Origin of the sequence: Enterobacter sp. CPE_E890, from assembly GCF_046521475.1 — a bacterium.
In the GTDB taxonomy this organism is placed as follows: domain Bacteria; phylum Pseudomonadota; class Gammaproteobacteria; order Enterobacterales; family Enterobacteriaceae; genus Enterobacter; species Enterobacter adelaidei.
The window spans coordinates 367572-387982 of sequence record NZ_JBKFZW010000001.1; the positions used below are offsets into that span (position 1 = coordinate 367572).

The 20411-nt window shown below is 53.7% G+C and carries 18 protein-coding genes; 14 read left to right on the forward strand and 4 right to left on the reverse strand.

The window, feature by feature from the left end; all coding sequences use genetic code 11:
* Positions 1 to 45 precede the first annotated feature (45 nt).
* From dnaB to ACLHV9_RS01785, 5 genes are all read left to right on the forward strand, one after another.
* Positions 46 to 1458 (forward strand): replicative DNA helicase, encoded by a 1413-nt coding sequence (gene dnaB, locus ACLHV9_RS01765; protein WP_025757838.1) that lies wholly within the window; start codon positions 46 to 48, stop codon positions 1456 to 1458.
* A gap of 16 nt (positions 1459 to 1474) precedes the next feature.
* Positions 1475 to 2554: an alanine racemase gene (gene alr / locus ACLHV9_RS01770; protein WP_028017932.1), complete on the forward strand. Its 1080-nt coding sequence runs from the start codon at positions 1475 to 1477 to the stop codon at positions 2552 to 2554.
* A 119-nt stretch (positions 2555 to 2673) separates the two neighbouring features.
* Positions 2674 to 3867, forward strand: coding sequence for an aromatic amino acid transaminase (gene tyrB / locus ACLHV9_RS01775; protein ID WP_028017931.1), 1194 nt, complete (start codon positions 2674 to 2676; stop codon positions 3865 to 3867).
* A 174-nt stretch (positions 3868 to 4041) separates the two neighbouring features.
* Entirely contained in the window at positions 4042 to 4755 is a 714-nt protein-coding gene (aphA, locus tag ACLHV9_RS01780) for an acid phosphatase AphA (RefSeq protein ID WP_028017930.1), read from the forward strand.
* A 116-nt stretch (positions 4756 to 4871) separates the two neighbouring features.
* Complete coding sequence (locus tag ACLHV9_RS01785; protein WP_049007732.1) at positions 4872 to 5225, forward strand: MmcQ/YjbR family DNA-binding protein; 354 nt, start codon at positions 4872 to 4874, stop codon at positions 5223 to 5225.
* A gap of 3 nt (positions 5226 to 5228) precedes the next feature.
* On the opposite strand, the gene uvrA is transcribed toward ACLHV9_RS01785, so the two are convergent.
* The gene (gene uvrA / locus ACLHV9_RS01790) at positions 5229 to 8051 is read right to left on the reverse strand and encodes an excinuclease ABC subunit UvrA (RefSeq protein ID WP_028017928.1); all 2823 of its coding nucleotides are present in this window, start codon (positions 8049 to 8051) and stop codon (positions 5229 to 5231) included.
* A 251-nt stretch (positions 8052 to 8302) separates the two neighbouring features.
* Between uvrA and ssb1 the strand changes: the two genes are divergently transcribed.
* Positions 8303 to 8827, forward strand: a complete 525-nt coding sequence (ssb1, locus tag ACLHV9_RS01795) for a single-stranded DNA-binding protein SSB1 (RefSeq protein WP_008503384.1) — start codon at positions 8303 to 8305, stop codon at positions 8825 to 8827.
* 60 nt (positions 8828 to 8887) lie between these two features.
* On the opposite strand, the gene ACLHV9_RS01800 is transcribed toward ssb1, so the two are convergent.
* Positions 8888 to 9169: a YjcB family protein gene (locus ACLHV9_RS01800; RefSeq protein ID WP_028017927.1), complete on the reverse strand. Its 282-nt coding sequence runs from the start codon at positions 9167 to 9169 to the stop codon at positions 8888 to 8890.
* 490 nt (positions 9170 to 9659) lie between these two features.
* Between ACLHV9_RS01800 and ACLHV9_RS01805 the strand changes: the two genes are divergently transcribed.
* A complete protein-coding gene (locus ACLHV9_RS01805) occupies positions 9660 to 11063 on the forward strand; it encodes a sensor domain-containing diguanylate cyclase (RefSeq protein WP_108089415.1) in 1404 nt (467 codons plus the stop codon).
* Between the two features lie 340 nt (positions 11064 to 11403).
* Positions 11404 to 12969: an EAL domain-containing protein gene (locus ACLHV9_RS01810; protein WP_028017925.1), complete on the forward strand. Its 1566-nt coding sequence runs from the start codon at positions 11404 to 11406 to the stop codon at positions 12967 to 12969.
* A 6-nt stretch (positions 12970 to 12975) separates the two neighbouring features.
* Here the strand turns inward: ACLHV9_RS01810 and soxS are convergent, their stop codons facing one another.
* Positions 12976 to 13302, reverse strand: a complete 327-nt coding sequence (gene soxS / locus ACLHV9_RS01815) for a superoxide response transcriptional regulator SoxS (protein WP_013095071.1) — start codon at positions 13300 to 13302, stop codon at positions 12976 to 12978.
* Between the two features lie 97 nt (positions 13303 to 13399).
* Between soxS and soxR the strand changes: the two genes are divergently transcribed.
* From soxR to ACLHV9_RS01835, 4 genes are all read left to right on the forward strand, one after another.
* Entirely contained in the window at positions 13400 to 13858 is a 459-nt protein-coding gene (soxR, locus tag ACLHV9_RS01820) for a redox-sensitive transcriptional activator SoxR (RefSeq protein ID WP_023331806.1), read from the forward strand.
* A gap of 266 nt (positions 13859 to 14124) precedes the next feature.
* A complete protein-coding gene (locus tag ACLHV9_RS01825; protein WP_108089408.1) occupies positions 14125 to 14796 on the forward strand; it encodes a glutathione S-transferase family protein in 672 nt (223 codons plus the stop codon).
* Between the two features lie 294 nt (positions 14797 to 15090).
* A complete protein-coding gene (gene ghxP / locus ACLHV9_RS01830) occupies positions 15091 to 16440 on the forward strand; it encodes a guanine/hypoxanthine transporter GhxP (protein ID WP_028017923.1) in 1350 nt (449 codons plus the stop codon).
* 150 nt (positions 16441 to 16590) lie between these two features.
* Positions 16591 to 18237: a Na+/H+ antiporter gene (locus ACLHV9_RS01835; protein WP_028017922.1), complete on the forward strand. Its 1647-nt coding sequence runs from the start codon at positions 16591 to 16593 to the stop codon at positions 18235 to 18237.
* Positions 18238 to 18311: 74 nt separating this feature from the next.
* On the opposite strand, the gene ACLHV9_RS01840 is transcribed toward ACLHV9_RS01835, so the two are convergent.
* Positions 18312 to 19199, reverse strand: a complete 888-nt coding sequence (locus ACLHV9_RS01840; RefSeq protein WP_028017921.1) for a LysR family transcriptional regulator — start codon at positions 19197 to 19199, stop codon at positions 18312 to 18314.
* Between the two features lie 101 nt (positions 19200 to 19300).
* On the opposite strand from ACLHV9_RS01840, the gene ACLHV9_RS01845 reads away from it, so the two are divergent.
* Positions 19301 to 19711 carry a CidA/LrgA family protein gene (locus tag ACLHV9_RS01845; protein ID WP_028017920.1) on the forward strand — a complete coding sequence of 137 codons (411 nt, stop codon included), beginning with the start codon at positions 19301 to 19303 and terminating at the stop codon, positions 19709 to 19711.
* On the forward strand, positions 19704 to 20393 hold the full coding sequence (locus ACLHV9_RS01850; RefSeq protein WP_014830302.1) for an LrgB family protein: 690 nt from the start codon (positions 19704 to 19706) through the stop codon (positions 20391 to 20393). The genes ACLHV9_RS01845 and ACLHV9_RS01850 overlap by 8 nt, the downstream gene beginning before the upstream one ends.
* The last annotated feature ends 18 nt before the right edge of the window (positions 20394 to 20411 follow it).

A 20411-nucleotide genomic window follows, 5' to 3' on the forward strand; every position in this document is an offset into this window, starting at 1 on the left:
TGGTAATCTTTCGACCCACTCTTTATCTCGGTAACTCCATTCACTATGGCAGGAAACAAACCCTTCAACAAACAGACTGAACCTCGCGAGCGTGATTACCAGGTCGCAGGCTTAAAAGTCCCGCCGCACTCGATTGAAGCGGAACAGTCGGTGTTGGGCGGTTTAATGCTGGATAACGAACGCTGGGACGACGTCGCTGAGCGCGTGGTGTCTGAGGATTTCTACACCCGACCGCATCGTCATATCTTTACCGAAATGGCGCGTCTGCAGGAGTCGGGTAGCCCGATTGACCTGATCACACTTGCGGAATCGCTGGAGCGACAGGGACAACTGGACAGCGTCGGTGGGTTTGCCTACCTGGCAGAATTATCGAAAAACACGCCAAGTGCGGCGAATATCAGTGCTTACGCGGATATCGTGCGTGAACGTGCTGTAGTTCGTGAGATGATCTCGGTGGCGAATGAGATCGCCGAGGCCGGTTTTGATCCGCAGGGTCGCACCAGTGAAGATCTGCTCGATCTCGCCGAATCCCGGGTCTTTAAAATCGCGGAAAGCCGCGCAAATAAAGATGAAGGCCCGAAAAACATTGCTGATGTGCTCGACGCCACCGTCGCCCGTATCGAACAACTGTTCCAGCAGCCACATGACGGTGTGACCGGTGTGAACACCGGTTATGACGATCTCAATAAGAAAACCGCTGGCCTGCAGCCGTCGGATCTGATTATCGTCGCGGCGCGTCCGTCGATGGGTAAAACGACATTTGCGATGAACCTCGTCGAAAATGCGGCGATGTTGCAGGATAAGCCGGTGCTGATTTTCAGTCTTGAGATGCCCTCCGAGCAGATTATGATGCGTTCCCTGGCGTCACTCTCGCGCGTGGATCAGACCCGCATTCGTACCGGTCAGTTGGACGACGAAGACTGGGCGCGGATCTCCGGCACCATGGGCATTCTGCTGGAAAAACGGAATATCTATATTGATGACTCCTCCGGCCTGACGCCGACGGAAGTCCGCTCCCGTGCGCGTCGTATCGCCCGTGAACACGGCGGTATCGGCCTTATCATGATCGACTACCTTCAGCTGATGCGCGTCCCGTCGCTCTCCGACAACCGTACGCTGGAAATTGCAGAGATTTCCCGCTCACTCAAGGCGTTAGCCAAAGAGCTGCACGTGCCCGTGGTGGCACTCTCACAGCTTAACCGCTCCCTGGAACAACGCGCCGACAAACGCCCGGTCAACTCCGACCTGCGTGAGTCTGGCTCCATCGAGCAGGATGCTGACTTAATCATGTTTATTTACCGTGATGAGGTTTATCACGAGAACAGCGACCTGAAAGGGATCGCCGAAATTATTATAGGTAAGCAACGTAACGGCCCAATCGGTACGGTACGTTTGACCTTTAACGGACAGTGGTCGCGTTTCGACAACTATGCCGGTCCTCAATATGATGATGAGTAATTTCTAAGGAATTCAAATGCAAGCGGCAACAGTAGTCATTAACCGCCGCGCTCTGCGACACAACCTGCAACGTCTGCGTGAACTGGCTCCCGCCAGTAAGCTCGTTGCAGTCGTGAAAGCGAACGCTTACGGACACGGTCTTCTTGAGACCGCGCGAACGCTCCCCGATGCCGACGCCTTTGGCGTCGCCCGTCTTGAAGAAGCCATCCGACTGCGTGCGGGTGGGATCACACAACCCATTTTGCTGCTGGAAGGCTTTTTCGAAGCCACTGATTTGCCTACTATTGCCGATCAGCACCTGCACACCGCCGTTCACAACGAAGAACAGCTGGCTGCGCTGGAAACCGCCGAGTTAAGCGAGCCGGTAACCGTGTGGATGAAGCTCGATACGGGCATGCACCGACTGGGCGTCCGTCCGGAAAACGCACAAGCGTTTTATCAGCGTTTATGCCAGTGCAAAAATGTGCGCCAGCCAGTGAACATCGTCAGTCACTTTGCTCGTGCCGACGAGCCTGAATGTGGTGCGACCGAACAACAGCTCGATATCTTTAATACCTTCTGCGAAGGTAAGCCGGGAATGCGCTCTATTGCCGCGTCTGGCGGTATTTTGCTGTGGCCACAATCCCACTTCGACTGGGCGCGTCCGGGCATTATTCTTTACGGCGTATCGCCGCTGGAGAACAAACCCTGGGGACCGGATTTTGGCTTCCAGCCGGTGATGTCATTGGTGTCTAACCTGATTGCCGTGCGTGAGCACAAAGCGGGTGAACCCGTAGGCTACGGTGGAACCTGGATCAGCGAGCGTGATACCCGGTTGGGCGTTGTGGCGATGGGTTATGGTGACGGCTATCCACGTGCCGCACCGTCGGGTACGCCAGTGTTGGTCAATGGCCGTGAAGTGAAGATTGTTGGTCGCGTGGCGATGGACATGATTTGCGTCGATCTGGGGCCGGAAGCGCAGGAGAAAGCGGGTGACGCAGTGGTGATGTGGGGTGAAGGCTTGCCCGTTGAACGCATTGCTGAAATCACGAAAGTGAGTGCTTACGAACTTATTACACGCCTGACGTCGCGGGTGGCGATGAAGTACATAGATTAACTTATAGCTGGAGTGAGAGTGTTACTCTCACTCCACGTTTATTAACATCCCCTCGATCTTCTGCCATATCCGGTTTATTGTTGAAATCCCTGCCTCATCGAATTCCGGAGAATCATCGCGTGTTTCAGAAAGTTGACGCCTATGCCGGCGACCCCATTCTCTCCTTAATGGAGCGTTTCAAAGAAGATCCTCGCAGCGACAAAGTGAACCTCAGCATCGGTCTGTATTACAACGAGGATGGCATTATTCCTCAATTAAAAGCCGTTGCCGAAGCTGAAGCACGCCTTAACGCTGTACCACATGGCGCATCGCTTTATCTGCCGATGGAAGGGTTAAATACTTACCGTAACACTATCGCGCCGCTGCTGTTTGGTGCCAATCATCCGGTGCTCGCGCAAAAACGTGTCGCCACCATCCAGACGCTTGGCGGATCGGGTGCGCTAAAAGTCGGCGCAGACTTCCTGAAAAAATACTTCCCGGATTCCGGGGTGTGGGTCAGTGATCCTACGTGGGAAAACCACGTGGCTATCTTTGAAGGCGCAGGTTTTAAGGTCGCGACTTATCCATGGTTCGACAGCGAAACCAACGGTGTGCGTGTAGAGGCATTACTGGAAAAACTGCACACCTTGCCGGAGCGCAGTATTGTGCTGCTGCATCCATGTTGCCATAACCCGACCGGCGCGGACCTCACTAATGACCAGTGGGATGCAGTAATTGAGGTACTGAAAGCGCGTAATCTGATCCCGTTCCTCGACATTGCCTATCAGGGCTTTGGCGCAGGCATGGAAGAAGATGCTTACGCCATTCGCGCCGTTGCCAGCGCAGGTCTGCCGGCGCTGGTGAGTAACTCTTTCTCTAAAATCTTCTCTCTGTACGGCGAACGCGTCGGCGGTCTGTCCGTGGTGTGTGAAGATGCCGAAGCCGCCAGCCGCGTGCTGGGTCAGCTGAAGGCGACGGTGCGCCGCATTTACTCCAGCCCGCCAAACTTTGGTGCGCAGGTCGTCGCCACGGTTCTTGGTGATGCGCAACTGAAAGCATCCTGGCTTGCTGAAGTGGAATCAATGCGTACGCGCATTCTGGCGATGCGTCAGGAGCTGGTTAACGTCCTGAAAGAGGCCGTGCCGGGCCATAACTTCGACTATCTGCTCAAGCAGCGCGGGATGTTCAGCTATACCGGCCTGAGTGCCGCTCAGGTCGATCGTCTGCGCGAAGAGTTCGGCGTCTATCTGATTGCCAGCGGCCGTATGTGCGTGGCGGGGCTGAATGCCAGCAATGTTCAGCGCGTGGCGCAGGCCTTTGCCGCTGTAATGTAAGTAAGTGATCACATTCTCTGTTCTTTCAGAAGAGAGAATGTGATCTTTCTTCTTTTTCGCTGATCCATAAGCAAAAACTCCTTTCCTTCGCTTCCCGCTGGGGTTATGGTCGGATAGTTTTTTGACCATTCGCTCAAAATAAAACGATAACAAACTGAATATTCAGGGGAAAACATGCGCAAGATCACACTGGCGCTCAGCGCCGCCTGCTTATTGTTCTCGCTTAATAGCGCAGTCGTTGCGCGAGCTTCCGCACCGACGCCGCTTTACACCGGAACCACCGCCGCCATCCTTGCCGAGCAGGCGCCTGTTCACTGGGTCTCTGTGGCACAAATCGAAAATAGTCTGATGGGGCGTCCGCCAATGGCCGTGGGCTTCGATATTGACGATACCGTCCTGTTCTCAAGCCCTGGTTTCTGGCGCGGTAAGAAAACATATTCACCGGACAGCGAAGACTATCTGAAAAACCCGGAGTTCTGGGAAAAAATGAACAACGGCTGGGATGAGTTCAGTATCCCGAAAGAGGTCGCCCGATCGCTTATTGCCATGCATGTTAAGCGCGGCGACAGCATTTACTTTGTTACCGGACGCAGCCAGACCAAAACCGAAACAGTATCTAAAACCTTGCAGGATGATTTTCTGATCCCTGCCGCTAACATGAATCCGGTCATTTTTGCGGGAGATAAACCCGGTCAGAACAGCAAAACGCAGTGGCTGGAGCAGAAAAATATCAAAGTGTTTTATGGCGATTCTGATAACGATATCACCGCTGCGCATGATGTAGGGGCAAGAGGGATCAGGGTTTTACGCGCCTCTAATTCGACCTATCGACCACTGCCTATGGCCGGGAAATTTGGTGAAGAGGTGATTGTTAATTCTGAATACTGAGGTATGCTGGTTTTTTGTACAAATCACGCCTGCCGGGTTTACCTTTTGTCGTCTTGCTGCACACTTAAAGAGGCAGGAACTCAGGCCGTGTCCAACCCATTTAGAGGGGAGCTAAGATGACAATTTCGGAGATACTCCAGTACTGCATGAGTAAGCCCGGCGCGGAACAAAGCGTCCACAGCGACTGGAAAGCCACGCAGATCAAAGTGGCTGACGTGCTGTTTGCGATGGTGAAAGAGGTTGAAGGCCGTCCGGCGGCTGCACTGAAAACCAGCCCGGAACTGGCTGATTTATTACGCCAGCAGCACCATGACGTCCGACCGAGCCAGCATCTCAACAAGGCTCACTGGAGCACTGTCTACCTCGATGGTTCTCTGCCGGGCTCGCAAATTTACTATCTGGTGGATGCATCGTACAAGCAGGCGGTTGAACTGCTGCCGGAAACGACCCGACAGCAGCTCTCCGTGTGACAATTACAGCAACGGTTTAAGGAAGCGTGCGGTGTGCGAGGCTTCGCACTCTGCAACGGTCTCTGGCGTACCGGAGACGAGGATTTCACCGCCGCCGCTACCGCCTTCCGGGCCAAGATCGACAATCCAGTCCGCGGTTTTAATCACGTCCAGGTTGTGTTCAATGACCACAATGGTGTTGCCCTGGTCTCTGAGCTGATGCAGAACGTCCAGCAACTGCTGGATATCGGCAAAGTGCAGGCCGGTGGTTGGCTCATCCAGAATGTAGAGCGTCTGACCGGTGCCGCGTTTCGACAGCTCACGCGCCAGCTTCACGCGCTGCGCTTCACCACCCGAGAGCGTCGTTGCTGACTGTCCGAGACGGATATAGGTCAGCCCCACATCCATTAACGTTTGCAGCTTACGCGCCAGCGCCGGGACGGCATCGAAGAACTCGCGTGCTTCTTCAATGGTCATATCCAGCACTTCATGGATAGTCTTGCCTTTGTACTTAATTTCCAGCGTTTCGCGGTTATAGCGTTTGCCTTTGCACTGGTCGCACGGCACGTAGATATCCGGCAGGAAGTGCATCTCAACTTTGATCACTCCGTCGCCCTGGCACGCTTCACAGCGCCCACCACGCACGTTGAAGCTGAAACGTCCTGGTGTATAGCCGCGTGAACGAGATTCCGGTACGCCAGCAAAGAGTTCACGTACAGGCGTAAAGACGCCAGTATAGGTCGCCGGGTTAGAACGTGGGGTACGGCCAATCGGGCTCTGGTCGATGTCGATAACCTTGTCGAAATGCTCCAGGCCCTGAATATCGCGGTACGGTGCTGGCTCGGCAAGCGTTGCGCCGTTCAGTGCCGTCTGTGCAATCGGGAATAGCGTATCGTTGATAAGCGTTGATTTGCCGGAACCGGACACGCCAGTAATACAGGTAAACAGCCCGACAGGCAGCGTCAGGGTGACGTCTTTCAGGTTGTTGCCGCGTGCACCGGTCAGCTTCAGGACTTTTTCCGGGTTTGCTGCCACGCGCTGTTTCGGCACGTCGATCTTGCGCTTGCCGCTCATGTACTGGCCGGTCAGCGATTCAGGCACCGCCATGATATCTTTCAGCGTCCCTTCCGCGACCACCTGGCCGCCATGCACGCCTGCGCCCGGGCCGATGTCGATAACGTGGTCAGCGGCGCGGATCGCGTCTTCGTCGTGCTCAACCACAATTACCGTGTTACCGAGGTTACGCAGGTGGATCAGCGTGCCGAGCAGGCGTTCGTTATCACGCTGGTGAAGGCCGATAGACGGCTCATCCAGGACGTACATCACGCCGACTAAACCTGCGCCGATCTGGCTGGCAAGACGGATACGCTGGGCTTCACCGCCGGAGAGCGTTTCAGCGGAGCGTGAAAGCGTCAGGTAGTTCAGGCCGACGTTCACCAGGAATTTCAAACGATCGCCGATCTCTTTCAGCACTTTCTCGGCGATTTTCGCGCGCTGTCCGGAGAGTTTCAGGTTGTTGAAGAAGTCCATCGCGTGGCCGATGCTCATGTCTGAGATCGTCGGCAACGCCGTATTTTCGACAAAGACGTGGCGCGCTTCGCGACGCAGACGCGTGCCGTCACAGGTGGCGCACGAGCGGTTGCTGATGAATTTCGCCAGTTCTTCGCGTACCGCGCTGGATTCGGTCTCTTTGTAGCGGCGCTCCATGTTGTGCAGCACACCTTCAAACGGGTGGCGACGCACAGAGGTATCACCGCGATCGTTCATGTACTTGAACTCGATGTTCTCTTTGCCGGAACCGAACAGGATCACTTTGTGCACACTTGGGCTCAGGCTGGCCCACGGGGCTTCAACATCGAACTTATAGTGCTCTGCCAGCGATTTCAGCATCTGGAAGTAGTAGAAGTTACGCTTGTCCCAGCCGCGAATGGCCCCGCCTGCCAGGGACAGTTCCGGGTTCTGGATCACACGATCCGGGTCGAAATACTGCTGAACGCCCAGGCCGTCACACGTCGGGCATGCACCCGCCGGGTTGTTGAAGGAGAACAGGCGCGGTTCCAGCTCGCGCATGCTGTAGCCGCAAATCGGGCAGGCAAAGTTAGCGGAGAAGAGCAGCTCTTCTGCTTTCGGATCGTCCATGTCGGAGACCACGGCCGTGCCGCCGGAGAGTTCCAGCGCCGTTTCAAAGGATTCCGCCAGACGCGTCGCGAGATCGTCACGTACTTTGAAGCGGTCAATCACCACTTCGATGGTGTGCTTTTTCTGCAGCTCCAGCTTGGGGGGGTCTGACAGATCACACACTTCGCCGTCGATACGAGCGCGGATATAACCCTGGCTTGCGAGGTTTTCCAGCGTTTTGGTGTGTTCGCCTTTACGCTCTTTAATGATGGGGGCCAGCAGCATCAGGCGTTTGCCTTCCGGCTGCGACAGCACGTTATCCACCATCTGGCTCACGGTCTGGGCCGCCAGCGGGACGTCGTGGTCCGGGCAGCGCGGCTCACCCACACGGGCATACAGCAGACGCAGGTAGTCGTGAATTTCGGTAATGGTACCGACCGTTGAACGCGGGTTGTGCGAGGTGGACTTCTGCTCAATAGAGATAGCAGGAGACAACCCTTCAATGTGGTCGACATCCGGTTTTTCCATCAGCGACAGGAACTGACGCGCGTACGCAGAGAGTGATTCAACGTAACGACGCTGTCCTTCGGCATATAAAGTGTCGAAAGCCAGTGAGGATTTGCCAGACCCCGAAAGCCCGGTCACGACAATCAGCTTGTCGCGAGGGATTATGAGGTTGATATTCTTGAGATTGTGGGTGCGGGCGCCCCGAACTTCGATCTTATCCATTCACCTTTCCCGGTTGGAACACGGATTGCCTGGTTTGTTTGAAGGACAAACGGCTGTCAGAAACGGCTAATTATGACACAATTTAACCTGTTTGAATATACAGTATTGGAATGCATTTTCTGGTTCGCTGTGTAACAATACTCAGTTCGCGTGCGAACTCTGGAAGATGCTACGCAACTATCAAAGTGGCGTCTGGAAATGGTACACTCGCGCGTTTACACTATTAAGAAACGTATTCAGGAGACACGAACATGGCCAGCAGAGGCGTAAACAAGGTGATTCTCGTCGGTAATCTGGGCCAGGACCCGGAAGTACGCTACATGCCGAGTGGTGGCGCAGTTGCCAACATTACGCTGGCTACTTCCGAATCCTGGCGTGATAAAGCGACCGGTGAGATGAAAGAGCAGACTGAATGGCACCGCGTTGTGCTGTTTGGCAAACTGGCAGAAGTGGCCGGTGAATATCTGCGTAAAGGTTCTCAGGTGTATATCGAAGGCCAGCTGCGTACCCGCAAATGGACCGATCAGTCCGGCGCTGAGAAATACACTACTGAAGTTGTGGTAAACGTTGGCGGCACCATGCAGATGCTGGGTGGCCGTCAGGGCGGTGGCGCACCAGCAGGTGGCGGCCAGCAGCAGGGCGGTTGGGGTCAGCCTCAGCAGCCGCAGGGTGGCAACCAGTTTAGCGGTGGCGCACAGTCTCGCCCGCAGCAGCAGTCTGCTCCTGCGCCGTCTAACGAGCCACCAATGGATTTCGACGACGATATTCCGTTCTGATCCCCTGATATCCAAACAAAAAACCCAGACAATAGTCTGGGTTTTTTATTCCGTAAGGGATCAGGTAATCACCATCGGCCAGTCTGGTGGCGTGTGGCTCATCGCTTCAACCATCACCACTTTAATATTTTCCCAGACGGCAGCGATATCCAGCAGGGTGATGCCAAGCAGGCCCGTTGCAAACCAGCAGGCAGCACCCAGCCCAAGCAGGGTGCTGATGATAGCAAGGCCAGCGTAATCAGACTTACGAAACTGAATGTTCAGCGTACTGGCTAAAAACATCAATACCGCACTCAACAACGGCCAGCGTAAGAGAACCATGCTGGTAGTAATGGTTGCCATAAAACCCATCCTCTACAAAACAGACTCACTGAATGAAACAGTGTTTTTAATTACATAAGATATGTGAACTATATCACATTTGATGATTTATTCGCCAGTGTCAGGATGATGAAAATTGAAGGATTCATAGCTGTATGAAATGGATAGGTATCAGATAGAAAATATATCTTTGCTGGCTAAGAAACCCTTTTCCCCTACTCTTCATAATGAATTCATCGAGATAGCAAAACCTCTGCAAGACGGCGCCTGTTGTACAACGTTTACAGCAATAAACCTATAGATTATGCTTGAGTGGACATATTAATTTACTCGCAGCTAACCTTTCAGGTTTTTGAATTTTATTATTATTTTTATTTCTTTGTCCGTTTTTAATTACACACAACAGTCGTTTCATTTCGTTGTGCTGATTTTCAGCCTCCAGCTCTGGCTGACCGGTTTTTGAACCTGAAGACAGTTGCGTCCGGTTTATCGCGTGATAATCGGCAAAAAGATGAAAAAAAAACGATGTGAGATTGTTAATGACAGCATGCAGGCTTTGCATGCGCTGGCTAAGTTGATGCCCCAGCTTCACACTCAGTGTTCACTGGCAGAAATGCTGGAGACGATCAATCGCTCGCTGGGGGCGAGCCTGGCCTGGGTAAGCGTTAATGATAATGACGGGCTGCACCGTGTCGTCTGCGCAGGTGAGGTGGCCTGCCACTCTTTTGAAGCCGCCGATTTTCTGGCAGGTACCCTGCTCCAGCGGCATCACCGATCATGGCGGGTGATCTACTGGAAAGAGAATATTGGCCGCGCCTTATTTCCTCCGCAGCACCCTGGCTATACGCAATTGCAAAGCGGGGTGTTATGCAAACTTTCAACCCATGACTGGCATTGCAGGGGATATTTCTTTTTAGCATTCGATGAGAAATTGTATTCTCTGCCGATCCTGAAAAATATCGTCGTGGTGCTGGTCGAAAAATTAAAAGACTATTTTGAGGAAATTATTGCCCGCGAGAAAACTGCACAGGAAATGCAGCGTGTCGTGACACAATATAAGACTCTGTTTGAACGGGCGCCGGTTTTAATGAACTCTTTCGACAAATTTAACCGCTGCGTATTGTGGAATGCCGAGTGCGAAAAAGTATTTGGCTGGACGATGGCGGAGATCGGGGCTCATGCCGATCCACTCTCGCTGTTTTATCCAGACCCTGAAGAGCGGCGTCGGGTAAGAGAGTCGGTAAATGTCTCTCCACTCAAGGACATGTATGAGTGGCATCCGCTACGTAAAGACGGTACGAAGTTGACCGTATTGTGGTCAAACATTCTGTTGCCAGACAACTCTATCCTGAATATTGGGCTCGACATTACCGAGCGGAAGAAAGCAGAACAGCAGCTGGAAGTGAAAGCCACTATTGACGATCTCACCGGCTGTTTTAACCGTTCGGCGATTTTGCAGCAGCTGGAACTCGCGCAATCCGCAAATGCCAGGCGGGAGCCTAACAGCCATTTTTCTGTTCTGATGTTTGACCTGGATTTTTTCAAACAAATCAATGATGAGTGGGGACACCAGGTGGGCGATGCGGCGCTTCTTCACTTTTGTGATTGTATCCGTGAGTTAGCCCCTTCAGATTCTGCATTAGGGCGCGTGGGAGGGGAGGAGTTTTTGCTTCTGCTGGCGCAAACTCATTGTCATGACGCGGCGCAACTGTCCGCCAGGCTGCATACCACGCTGAAAACCAAACCGCTGAGGGTTGGAGAGAAAAAACTGGAGCTGTCGTTTAGTGCAGGAGTCGTGGAGGTGTGCGGGGATCAGTTCGATACATCGGCATTGCTGACACGAGCGGATAAAGCATTATATGACGCCAAGCGTACGGGACGGGGAAAAACGGTAGTGGCAGCTGGCTATTTATAAATCAGCGAACAAAATACACCCGAAAAAATAGCATGAAATTTCATTAAGAAGTTGTGCTTTTTTCATGCTGTCCAAAGTTTGGCTTAATCAACGATCCTCTGTTGTGTTATCTTCGCACCATCCCTTACGGGATGGGTAAATATTTTCCTTAATTGAAACGGAACGAATACTTACAGTTTAGCTTACGGGAAAATATTATCGTCATAACGAAATTTAAGATTTTTAATACTAAAAGTCAGTTGCTAACTTCGCATGATTCATGCAACGTAATCACCTGTTTAGCAAAGCATCCGGCCTTCATTACTACAGGCGTACAACATGCAGGGATATAGGGCGGGAAATGAATCGTAGCGCGCGGCGCAAGATGCTCAGGGTGGTAGGGATCATCATGGTAGTTATGCTACCGGTGATGCTTGCGCTATGGTTTGCCCAGCTAAGAGCCGTATCGGAAACAAGTGCTCAGCTACGTACCTTTGCAGAACTGGCTTTAGACAAAACAGAACTGGTTATTCAACAGGTTGAACTGGCCCGGGACGAGGCGGTAAAATACCAGGGCGAACTTTGTACGCCGGGACATCGTCAATATATGCTGAACGTTGTTCGTGGCCGTCTGTTTGTCGCCGATTTAATTTATGCCGAAGGTCAGAATTTTCTTTGTTCGACCGTTTTTACACCGGAACACCCCTACTCAATTTCCGTCGCCAATTACACGCGTAAACCGGATGTCGCTATCTATTATTATCGCGATACCCCATTTTATACTGGCTATAAAATGACATATATGCAGCGTGGGAATTATGTGGTGGTGGTCAATCCGCTTTCGTACAGCGAAGTGATGTCAAACGATCATTCCCTTTCATGGGGAGTGTACGACACGATAACCAATGCATTCTTTTCCGTTAGCCAAAAAGCCAATGTTTCTTTATTAAATTCGATGATTCGGGATAAGGAATCGGTATTTCAAAAAGATAACCGTTTTTATACCGTCGTAAAATCGCCAAAAAGACCGATTGCGGCTATTGTGTCAACATCGAATAAACGCTTTTATGAAACGCTTTATCATCAGGCGACATTGACGCTGCCACTAGGGATGATCTGCAGCATTATTATTTTGCTGGTATGGTCGCGTACCCATCGTGAACTCAATTCCCCTGGGCGCTTGCTGCAACGGGCGCTGAACAAACGCCAGCTTTGCCTGCACTATCAGCCGATCATTGATATCAAGAACAATCAGTGTGTGGGGGCTGAGGCGTTGTTACGCTGGCCTGGTTTTAACGGACAGGTGATGAGCCCGGCAGAGTTTATTCCGCTGGCTGAAAAAGAGGGAATGAGCGAGCGGATAACGGATTATGTTGTTGAGGAGGTGTTCAGCGATCTGGGCCATTTCCTGGCCGCACATCCGCACCTCTATATCTCGATTAACCTGTCGGCCACGGATTTCCACTCCTCGCGGCTGATCGCCATGATTTCTGACAAGGCCCGCCACTATGACGTGCGTGCCCAGCAAATCAAGATTGAGGTGACGGAACGCGGGTTTATTGATGTGCCAAAAACCACACCGGTGATTCAGGCTTTCCGTCAGGCAGGTTATGAAGTCGCAATTGATGATTTCGGGACGGGTTACTCTAACCTGCATAACCTCTATTCGCTGAACGTTGATATCCTCAAAATCGACAAATCCTTTATCGACACCTTGACGACCAACAGCACCAGTCACTTGATCGCCGAGCATATTATTGAGATGGCACAAAGCCTGCGCCTGAAAACCATTGCGGAAGGGGTAGAGACGGCAGAGCAGGTCGGTTGGTTGTTGAAGCGCGGTGTTCAGTTCTGTCAGGGATGGCACTTCGCGAAAGCGATGCCGCCCCAGGAGTTTATGACCTGGCAGCAGCAACCTTTGCATTGATAGTGATTAATTCAACTGGTGGCGATAATCGCTCGGCGTGCGGTCAAATTCGCGACGGAACACGCGGGAAAAGGTTTGTTGCGACACATAACCAAGATCCATCGCGATATCAAAAATGGGCCGCTGCGTTGAGCGTAGCGCCTGGGCTGCCAGCAGCAGTCTGCGCTGACGAATGTACTCACCCAACGTCTGATGCATAACCGTCCGGAACATCCTCTGTAAATACCATTTCGAATAGCCCGACTTTTTAGCGACCACATCAATGTTCAACGGTTGGTCGATATGTTCATCAATCCATTCAATAAGTGTCTGAATAATCTGCTGATGTGACATACGGTGCCCCTCTGTAGATACAACTTTCCTGGTTGATTCGTCGTTTTCTCTGCGGGGGAGTATAATTCCTCAAGTTAACTTGAGGTAAAGAGGTTTTATGGAAAAGAGATTGCCGCGAATTAAAGCGCTGTTAACTCCAGGTGAAGTGGCAAAGCGAAGCGGCGTTGCAGTATCCGCGCTCCACTTCTATGAAAGCAAAGGGTTAATCAAGAGTATCCGTAACGGTGGAAACCAGCGCCGCTATACCCGCGATGTGCTTCGCTATGTGGCGATTATCAAAATTGCGCAGAGAATCGGAATTCCCCTGGCCACTATTGGCGAGGCATTTGGCGTGCTGCCGGAAGGTCACACGCTGAGCCCGAAAGAGTGGAAGGAGCTTTCGTCCCAGTGGCGTGAAGAGCTGGACAGGCGTATCCATACGCTGGTCGCGCTGCGTGACGAGCTGGATGGCTGCATTGGTTGCGGCTGTTTGTCCCGGAGCGATTGTCCGTTGCGTAACCCGGGCGACAGGCTGGGTGAACAGGGAACGGGGGCGCGGTTGCTGGAAGAGGATTAATAAAGAACTAAAGCGCCACATAAGGGCGCTTTAGTTTTTCCCGGTCTTTGTCTTTCTCTCTATCCCGCTGGTTCACGGGAGGGTTTCCCCCGACATCAGCACCCCTCATGTCGAGCTGGTTGGGGAGGTTCCGGATTGTGCTGACACTTTAATTCTATGCAAGCCCCGTCATTTCGCCAGCCACGTCGGTTGTTTTTTAGCCGAATTTTTTTCGCGGTGTTGTTCGATTTTCTATAGTTAAAAAGTATGAATAACAGGAGACAACCATGCTTACGGTACATCACCTTAACCAGTCGCGCTCACATCGTGTGATCTGGGCGCTGGAAGAACTCGCCCTGCCTTATGAGATCATTCACTACCAGCGCGAAAAGAACATGCTGGCTCCTGAGTCCCTCAAAAAAGTGCACCCGTTGGGCAAATCGCCGGTCGTCGAAGATAATGGCCTGATTCTGGCGGAGTCAGGCGCCATTCTGGAGTATTTGCAGGAAACGTACGATCCCGGCTCTCGGTTGAAACCCTTGGATCCCGCTCATAAGGTGCAATACCGCTTCTGGCTGCATTATGCCGAAGGGTCGCTGATGCCGCTGTTACTCATGAGGCTGGTGTTTAACAGCCTCGGTAAACCCCCTGTGCCGTTTGGTATCCGAACGCTGGGCAAAGCGCTGGGACAGGGAGTGCAAAAAGCCTATCTTAACCGCCAGCTGGAAACCCATGCGCGCTTTATTGAGTCGCATCTTGCTAAAAACAGCTGGTTTGCCGGGGATTCGCTCAGCATGGCCGACATCCAGATGAGTTTCCCGATTTTTGCCCTGCTGGCGCGCGGTGGCATCAATAATCTGCCGCATATTCAGGCATGGAAGAAAAAGGTTGAGAACAGCCCCGGGTGGAAAAGAACGCTGGAACAAGGTGGGCCGTTATCTATCCCGGGGGACGATTGAAATGTAAACAAATTGCGCATAAACGATAACGTTTGCGCATCCTCTGTTTATTTCTTCAGCGTCATAAGTGAATTTTAGCGAAAAACGACAAAGTTCAGTTGAAAAGGGCGGTGATTAGGCTAGATAATCGTTTGCCTTAATTTGACCACCCGTTTGTAAGCGCGGAGCTAAACGTTTGCTTTTTATGTGACGCCCTTTCGTCACCAACGCAACTCAAGGATTTGACGTTTAGCTGGCAGTGGCGTCTCCACCACGCTTACGGACTTTCTAAAAAACTCTCAGGGGATGTTTTCTATGTCTACGCCATCTGCGCGTACTGGCGGTTCACTTGACGCCATGTTTAAAATTTCGGCTCGCGGCAGCACCGTGCGCCAGGAAGTCGTTGCCGGTCTGACAACGTTCCTGGCGATGGTTTACTCCGTCATTGTTGTGCCGGGCATGCTGGGCAAAGCGGGCTTCCCGCCTGCAGCTGTCTTTGTTGCTACCTGCCTTGTGGCCGGTGTGGGCTCCATCGTGATGGGCCTGTGGGCGAACCTGCCGCTGGCAATTGGTTGCGCTATCTCTCTGACGGCGTTTACCGCATTCAGTCTGGTGCTGGGTCAACACATCAGCGTACCGGTTGCGTTGGGTGCCGTGTTCCTGATGGGTGTGCTGTTTACCGTTATTTCAGCGACCGGCATCCGTAGCTGGATTTTGCGCAACCTGCCGCACGGCGTAGCGCACGGTACGGGTATCGGTATCGGCCTGTTCCTGCTGCTGATTGCCGCCAACGGCGTCGGTCTGGTCATCAAGAATCCGCTGGACGGTCTGCCGGTTGCGCTCGGCCACTTCGCGAGCTTCCCGGTGATTATGTCTTTGATTGGCCTGGCGGTGATTATCGGTCTGGAAAAACTGAAAGTCCCGGGCGGTATTCTGCTGACCATTATCGGGGTTTCTATTGTCGGCCTGATTTTCGATCCTAACGTCCACTTCTCCGGGATTTTCGCCATGCCGTCGCTGAGCGATGACAAAGGCAACTCCCTGATTGGTAGCCTGGATATCGTCGGCGCGCTGAACCCGGTGATCCTGCCAAGCGTGCTGGCGCTGGTGATGACTGCCGTGTTTGATGCAACCGGAACTATCCGTGCGGTAGCGGGACAAGCGAACCTGCTGGATAAAGACGGTCAGATTATTGATGGCGGCAAAGCGCTGACCACGGACTCCCTGAGCAGCGTCTTCTCTGGTCTGGTGGGTGCAGCGCCGGCTGCAGTATACATCGAGTCCGCAGCGGGTACGGCGGCAGGCGGTAAAACCGGCCTGACGGCGATCACCGTCGGCGTGCTGTTCCTGCTGATCCTGTTCCTTTCTCCGCTCTCCTATCTGGTTCCGGCGTATGCGACCGCACCAGCGCTGATGTACGTTGGTCTGCTGATGCTGAGCAACGTGGCAAAAATCGACTTTGCTGACTTTGTGGATGCGATGTCAGGCCTCATCACTGCGGTATTTATCGTACTGACCTGTAACATCGTGACCGGCATTATGATCGGTTTTGCATCGCTGGTGATTGGTCGTCTGGTCTCTGGCGAGTGGCGCAAACTGAACATCGGCACGGTGGTGATCGCCGTTGCGCTGGTGGCGTTCTACGCGGGCGGTTGGGCAATCTAAGTTGTCCTTTGATGCGAAAACGGGTGGCTCAGGCCGCCCGTTTTTATTTTCAGGACTCATCCTGTTGCCTTTTGCGTTACTCTGGGGAAGATAGAATAAAAGGCACGACGCCTTCCGGAGTACATAAGCAACACAGCAAACAGGGAACGCATGGAAATCTTCTTCACAATACTCATCATGACCCTTGTGGTCTCGCTATCTGGGGTAGTTACACGCGTACTGCCCTTTCAGGTCCCCCTTCCATTAATGCAAATTGCCATCGGCGCGCTGCTGGCGTGGCCGACGTTTGGCCTGCACGTGGAGTTCGATCCCGAACTGTTCCTCGTGCTGTTTATCCCACCACTGCTGTTTGCAGATGGGTGGAAAACCCCCACGCGCGAATTCCTTGAGCACGGGCGAGAGATTTTCGGTCTGGCGCTGGCGCTGGTGGTGGTCACCGTGGTTGGGATTGGTTTTCTGATTTACTGGGCGGTGCCGGGTATCCCGTTAATTCCCGCTTTTGCGCTGGCCGCCGTCCTGTCACCAACCGATGCTGTGGCACTTTCTGGCATTGTGGGTGAGGGCCGAATTCCGAAGAAAATTATGGGCATTCTACAGGGTGAGGCGCTGATGAATGACGCCTCCGGCCTGGTCGCCCTGAAGTTTGCGGTGGCGGTTGCGATGGGCACGATGGTCTTTACCGTCGGCGGTGCGACGCTGGAATTCTTCAAGGTGGCGATTGGCGGTATTCTCGCAGGCTTCGTGGTGAGCTGGCTGTACGGACGTTCGCTGCGATTCCTCAGCCGTTGGGGCGGCGATGAGCCCGCAACGCAAATCGTGCTGCTGTTCCTTCTGCCTTTTGCCTCTTATCTGATTGCCGAACATATCGGCGTGTCAGGCATTCTGGCGGCGGTGGCGGCAGGCATGACCATCACCCGTTCCGGCGTGATGCGTCGCGCACCGTTGGCTATGCGTCTGCGTGCGAACAGCACCTGGGCAATGCTGGAATTTGTCTTTAACGGCATGGTGTTCCTGCTCCTGGGCCTGCAATTGCCTGGCATTATGGAGTCCTCGCTGGTGGCGGCCGAGGCCGATCCTAACGTTGAAGTCTGGATGCTGTTTACCGATATCGTGCTGATCTACCTGGCGCTGATGCTGGTGCGTTTCGGTTGGCTGTGGACGATGAAAAAGTTCAGCGTGCGTTTCCTGACGAAAAAACCGATGGAGTTCGGCTCGTGGACCACACGTGAACTGCTGATTGCCTCCTTCGCAGGGGTACGCGGGGCGATTACCCTCGCCGGTGTGCTCTCTATTCCATTGTTGCTACCGACGGGCGATGTCTTCCCGGCGCGCTATGAGCTGGTGTTCCTGGCGGCAGGTGTGATTCTGTTCTCGCTGTTTGTTGGCGTGGTGATGTTGCCTATTTTGCTGCAGCACATTGACGCCGGTGATTCGACCCAGCAGCACAAGGAAGAGCGCATTGCCCGTGCGGCGACTGCCGAAGTGGCGATTGTGGCAATCCAGAAAATGGAAGAACGTCTGGCCGCCGATGCGGAAGAGAACATCGACAATCAGCTGCTGACGGAAGTCAGTTCCCGCGTGATTGGTAACCTGCGTCGCCGTGCCGATGGGCGTAACGATGTGGAAAGTTCACTGCAGGAGGAGAACCTCGAACGCCGGTTCCGTCTGGCGGCGCTGCGTTCAGAGCGTGCCGAACTGTATCACCTGCGCGCCACGCGCCAGATCAGTAACGAAACGCTGCAAAAGCTGCTGCACGATCTGGATCTGCTGGAAGCGCTGTTGATAGAGAATCAGTAACGCGCTTTTGCCCGGTGGCGCTACGCTTACCGGGCCTACGTGCTCGATCGGTTCCCTCTCCCTGTGGGAGAGGGTTAGGGTGAGGGGATCCAAAACCCCTCACAGCACTCCAGCCACGCCTGGGCGCTGTGCGACAAATACACCCCTTCGCGCCAGATCATCCCCAGCTGCCAGTGCAGGTTGCTCTCCAGCGGGATCCAGCGCAGCGTATTTTTATCCAGACGCTCGCAAATCGGTTGTGGCAGGATGGCAATCCCCACGCCTGCCTGCACCATCGCGGCCAGGAAATCCCACTGACCGCTGCGAACCGCAATGCGCGGCTTCACGTTGTGTTGATTAAATAACGTCATCAACTGGCGGCTGAGCGCAAAGTCTTCGTTGTAAATCAGCAGCGGATGTTCGCCGAGAAGCTCGGGTTTCACCGAGTCTCTCTTCAGCCAGTCGCCGGAGCGGGGAACCAGTACGCACAGTGGATGGCTGAAGAGTGGCAGTGTCGCCAGGCCACTCTCTTCCTCAACGGGGAGGGCGGTCATCGCCACGTCCAGCTCGCCGTTGATAACCGCCTGCTGGACGGTTAACCCGCCAAACTCTGAAATCTTTAGCTCTACGCCGGGATAGCGCTGACGAAAAAGGCTAATCGGCCCGGCCATCATCATCCCTACCATCGGCGGAATGCCGAGACGAAGCACACCTTTCGTCAGATGATTGATATCGTCCAGCTCCGCTTCCAGCTGGCGGAACTCCGCCAGGATTGCCAGCCCACGCTCAAAGACGACGCGCCCGGTATCGGTCAATAACAGCTTGCGCCCGTCGCGGATCAGCAAAGTGCAGTTCAGTTCATCTTCGAGGTTTTTCAGCATCTTGCTGATGGTGGGCTGGGTAACAAACAACTTCTCCGCTGCGCGGGTAAAACTTTGCTGACGAACCACTTCGACAAAATAGCGCAGCGTTCTTATGTCCATGATTATTCCTCGAAACTATACCTTTGATGATTTTAATTCATTTCTGTCCATACCGTGCGCTCACTATACTGGCGCCTCGTCTCATTTTTGAGGAAACCCCCATGGCCGTGGCGTTAAGCCGTGTTACGCCTGCCGTTGTGCAACGACTCCAGGTACCGGTTCAGGTACTGCTCTACGCGGGACTGTTTGTTTTTGCCGAATATCTTGTCGGCTGGTTGCATCTGCCGTTGCCAGCCAACCTGGTGGGGATGATGCTGATGCTTACGCTCATCCTTTGTCGCGTCATTCCCCTCAATTGGGTACGGGCCGGCGCGCGCTGGCTGCTGGCGGAGATGCTGCTGTTCTTTGTCCCTGCCGTGGTGGCGGTGGTGAACTATGCGCAACTGCTGATGGTGGATGGCTGGCGCATCTTTGCGGTTATCGCACTGAGTACGCTGATGGTGCTGGGGACGACCGCCTGGGTGGTGGATAAAGTGTATCGCTTTGAAATCAGCAGGCACAAACATGACTAACTTTCAGATAAGCGTCTTGTGCCTGATTGCGACGCTGGTGATCTACTTTGCTAACAAGCGGCTGTATCGCCGTTTTCACGCCCTGCCGCTGATGCCGCTGGTTTTCACGCCGATCCTGCTGGTGTTGATGCTGGTCTTCGGTCATATCTCCTGGCAGAACTACATTGGCGAATCCCACTGGCTACTGTGGCTGCTGGGGCCGGCGACTATCGCCTTTGCCGTCCCGGTGTATGACAACCTGGCGATTATCAAACGCCACTGGATGTCACTCAGTGCAGGCGTGATCACCGCCACGGTGGTGGCGGTCTGTAGCTCGGTCTGGCTGGCGCGGCTGTTTACGCTGCCCGATGAAATTCAGCGCAGCCTGGCGGTACGTTCGGTGACGACACCATTTGCGCTGGCCGCGGCCAAACCGCTTGGCGGACAGCCGGATCTGGTGGCGCTGTTTGTTGTTGTCACTGGCGTCTTCGGCATGGCGGTGGGCGATATGCTGTTTCTGCGGCTGTCTATTCGGGAAGGGATGGCGAAAGGCGCGGGCTTTGGCGCGGCGTCGCACGGTGCGGGCACGGCACGTTCCTATGAGTTGGGTCAGCAGGAGGGCGTGGTGGCGAGCCTGGTGATGATGCTCTCAGGCGTGGTGATGGTGCTGATTGCGCCGCTGGTGGCGTGGGTGATGTTTTAAATTCCCCGGCCAGAGTGA

Coding starts and splice junctions, on each gene's coding strand:
- soxS (WP_013095071.1), bottom strand. CDS start 13,302: ATGTCACATCAGCAGATTATTCAGACACTTATTGAATGGATTGATGAA.
- ghxP (WP_028017923.1), top strand. CDS start 15,091: ATGTCTACGCCATCTGCGCGTACTGGCGGTTCACTTGACGCCATGTTT.
- aphA (WP_028017930.1), top strand. CDS start 4,042: ATGCGCAAGATCACACTGGCGCTCAGCGCCGCCTGCTTATTGTTCTCG.
- dnaB (WP_025757838.1), top strand. CDS start 46: ATGGCAGGAAACAAACCCTTCAACAAACAGACTGAACCTCGCGAGCGT.
- ACLHV9_RS01835 (WP_028017922.1), top strand. CDS start 16,591: ATGGAAATCTTCTTCACAATACTCATCATGACCCTTGTGGTCTCGCTA.
- uvrA (WP_028017928.1), bottom strand. CDS start 8,051: ATGGATAAGATCGAAGTTCGGGGCGCCCGCACCCACAATCTCAAGAAT.
- ACLHV9_RS01850 (WP_014830302.1), top strand. CDS start 19,704: ATGACTAACTTTCAGATAAGCGTCTTGTGCCTGATTGCGACGCTGGTG.
- ACLHV9_RS01825 (WP_108089408.1), top strand. CDS start 14,125: ATGCTTACGGTACATCACCTTAACCAGTCGCGCTCACATCGTGTGATC.
- ACLHV9_RS01800 (WP_028017927.1), bottom strand. CDS start 9,169: ATGGCAACCATTACTACCAGCATGGTTCTCTTACGCTGGCCGTTGTTG.
- alr (WP_028017932.1), top strand. CDS start 1,475: ATGCAAGCGGCAACAGTAGTCATTAACCGCCGCGCTCTGCGACACAAC.
- ACLHV9_RS01845 (WP_028017920.1), top strand. CDS start 19,301: ATGGCCGTGGCGTTAAGCCGTGTTACGCCTGCCGTTGTGCAACGACTC.
- ACLHV9_RS01810 (WP_028017925.1), top strand. CDS start 11,404: ATGAATCGTAGCGCGCGGCGCAAGATGCTCAGGGTGGTAGGGATCATC.
- soxR (WP_023331806.1), top strand. CDS start 13,400: ATGGAAAAGAGATTGCCGCGAATTAAAGCGCTGTTAACTCCAGGTGAA.
- ACLHV9_RS01805 (WP_108089415.1), top strand. CDS start 9,660: ATGAAAAAAAAACGATGTGAGATTGTTAATGACAGCATGCAGGCTTTG.
- ssb1 (WP_008503384.1), top strand. CDS start 8,303: ATGGCCAGCAGAGGCGTAAACAAGGTGATTCTCGTCGGTAATCTGGGC.
- ACLHV9_RS01840 (WP_028017921.1), bottom strand. CDS start 19,199: ATGGACATAAGAACGCTGCGCTATTTTGTCGAAGTGGTTCGTCAGCAA.
- ACLHV9_RS01785 (WP_049007732.1), top strand. CDS start 4,872: ATGACAATTTCGGAGATACTCCAGTACTGCATGAGTAAGCCCGGCGCG.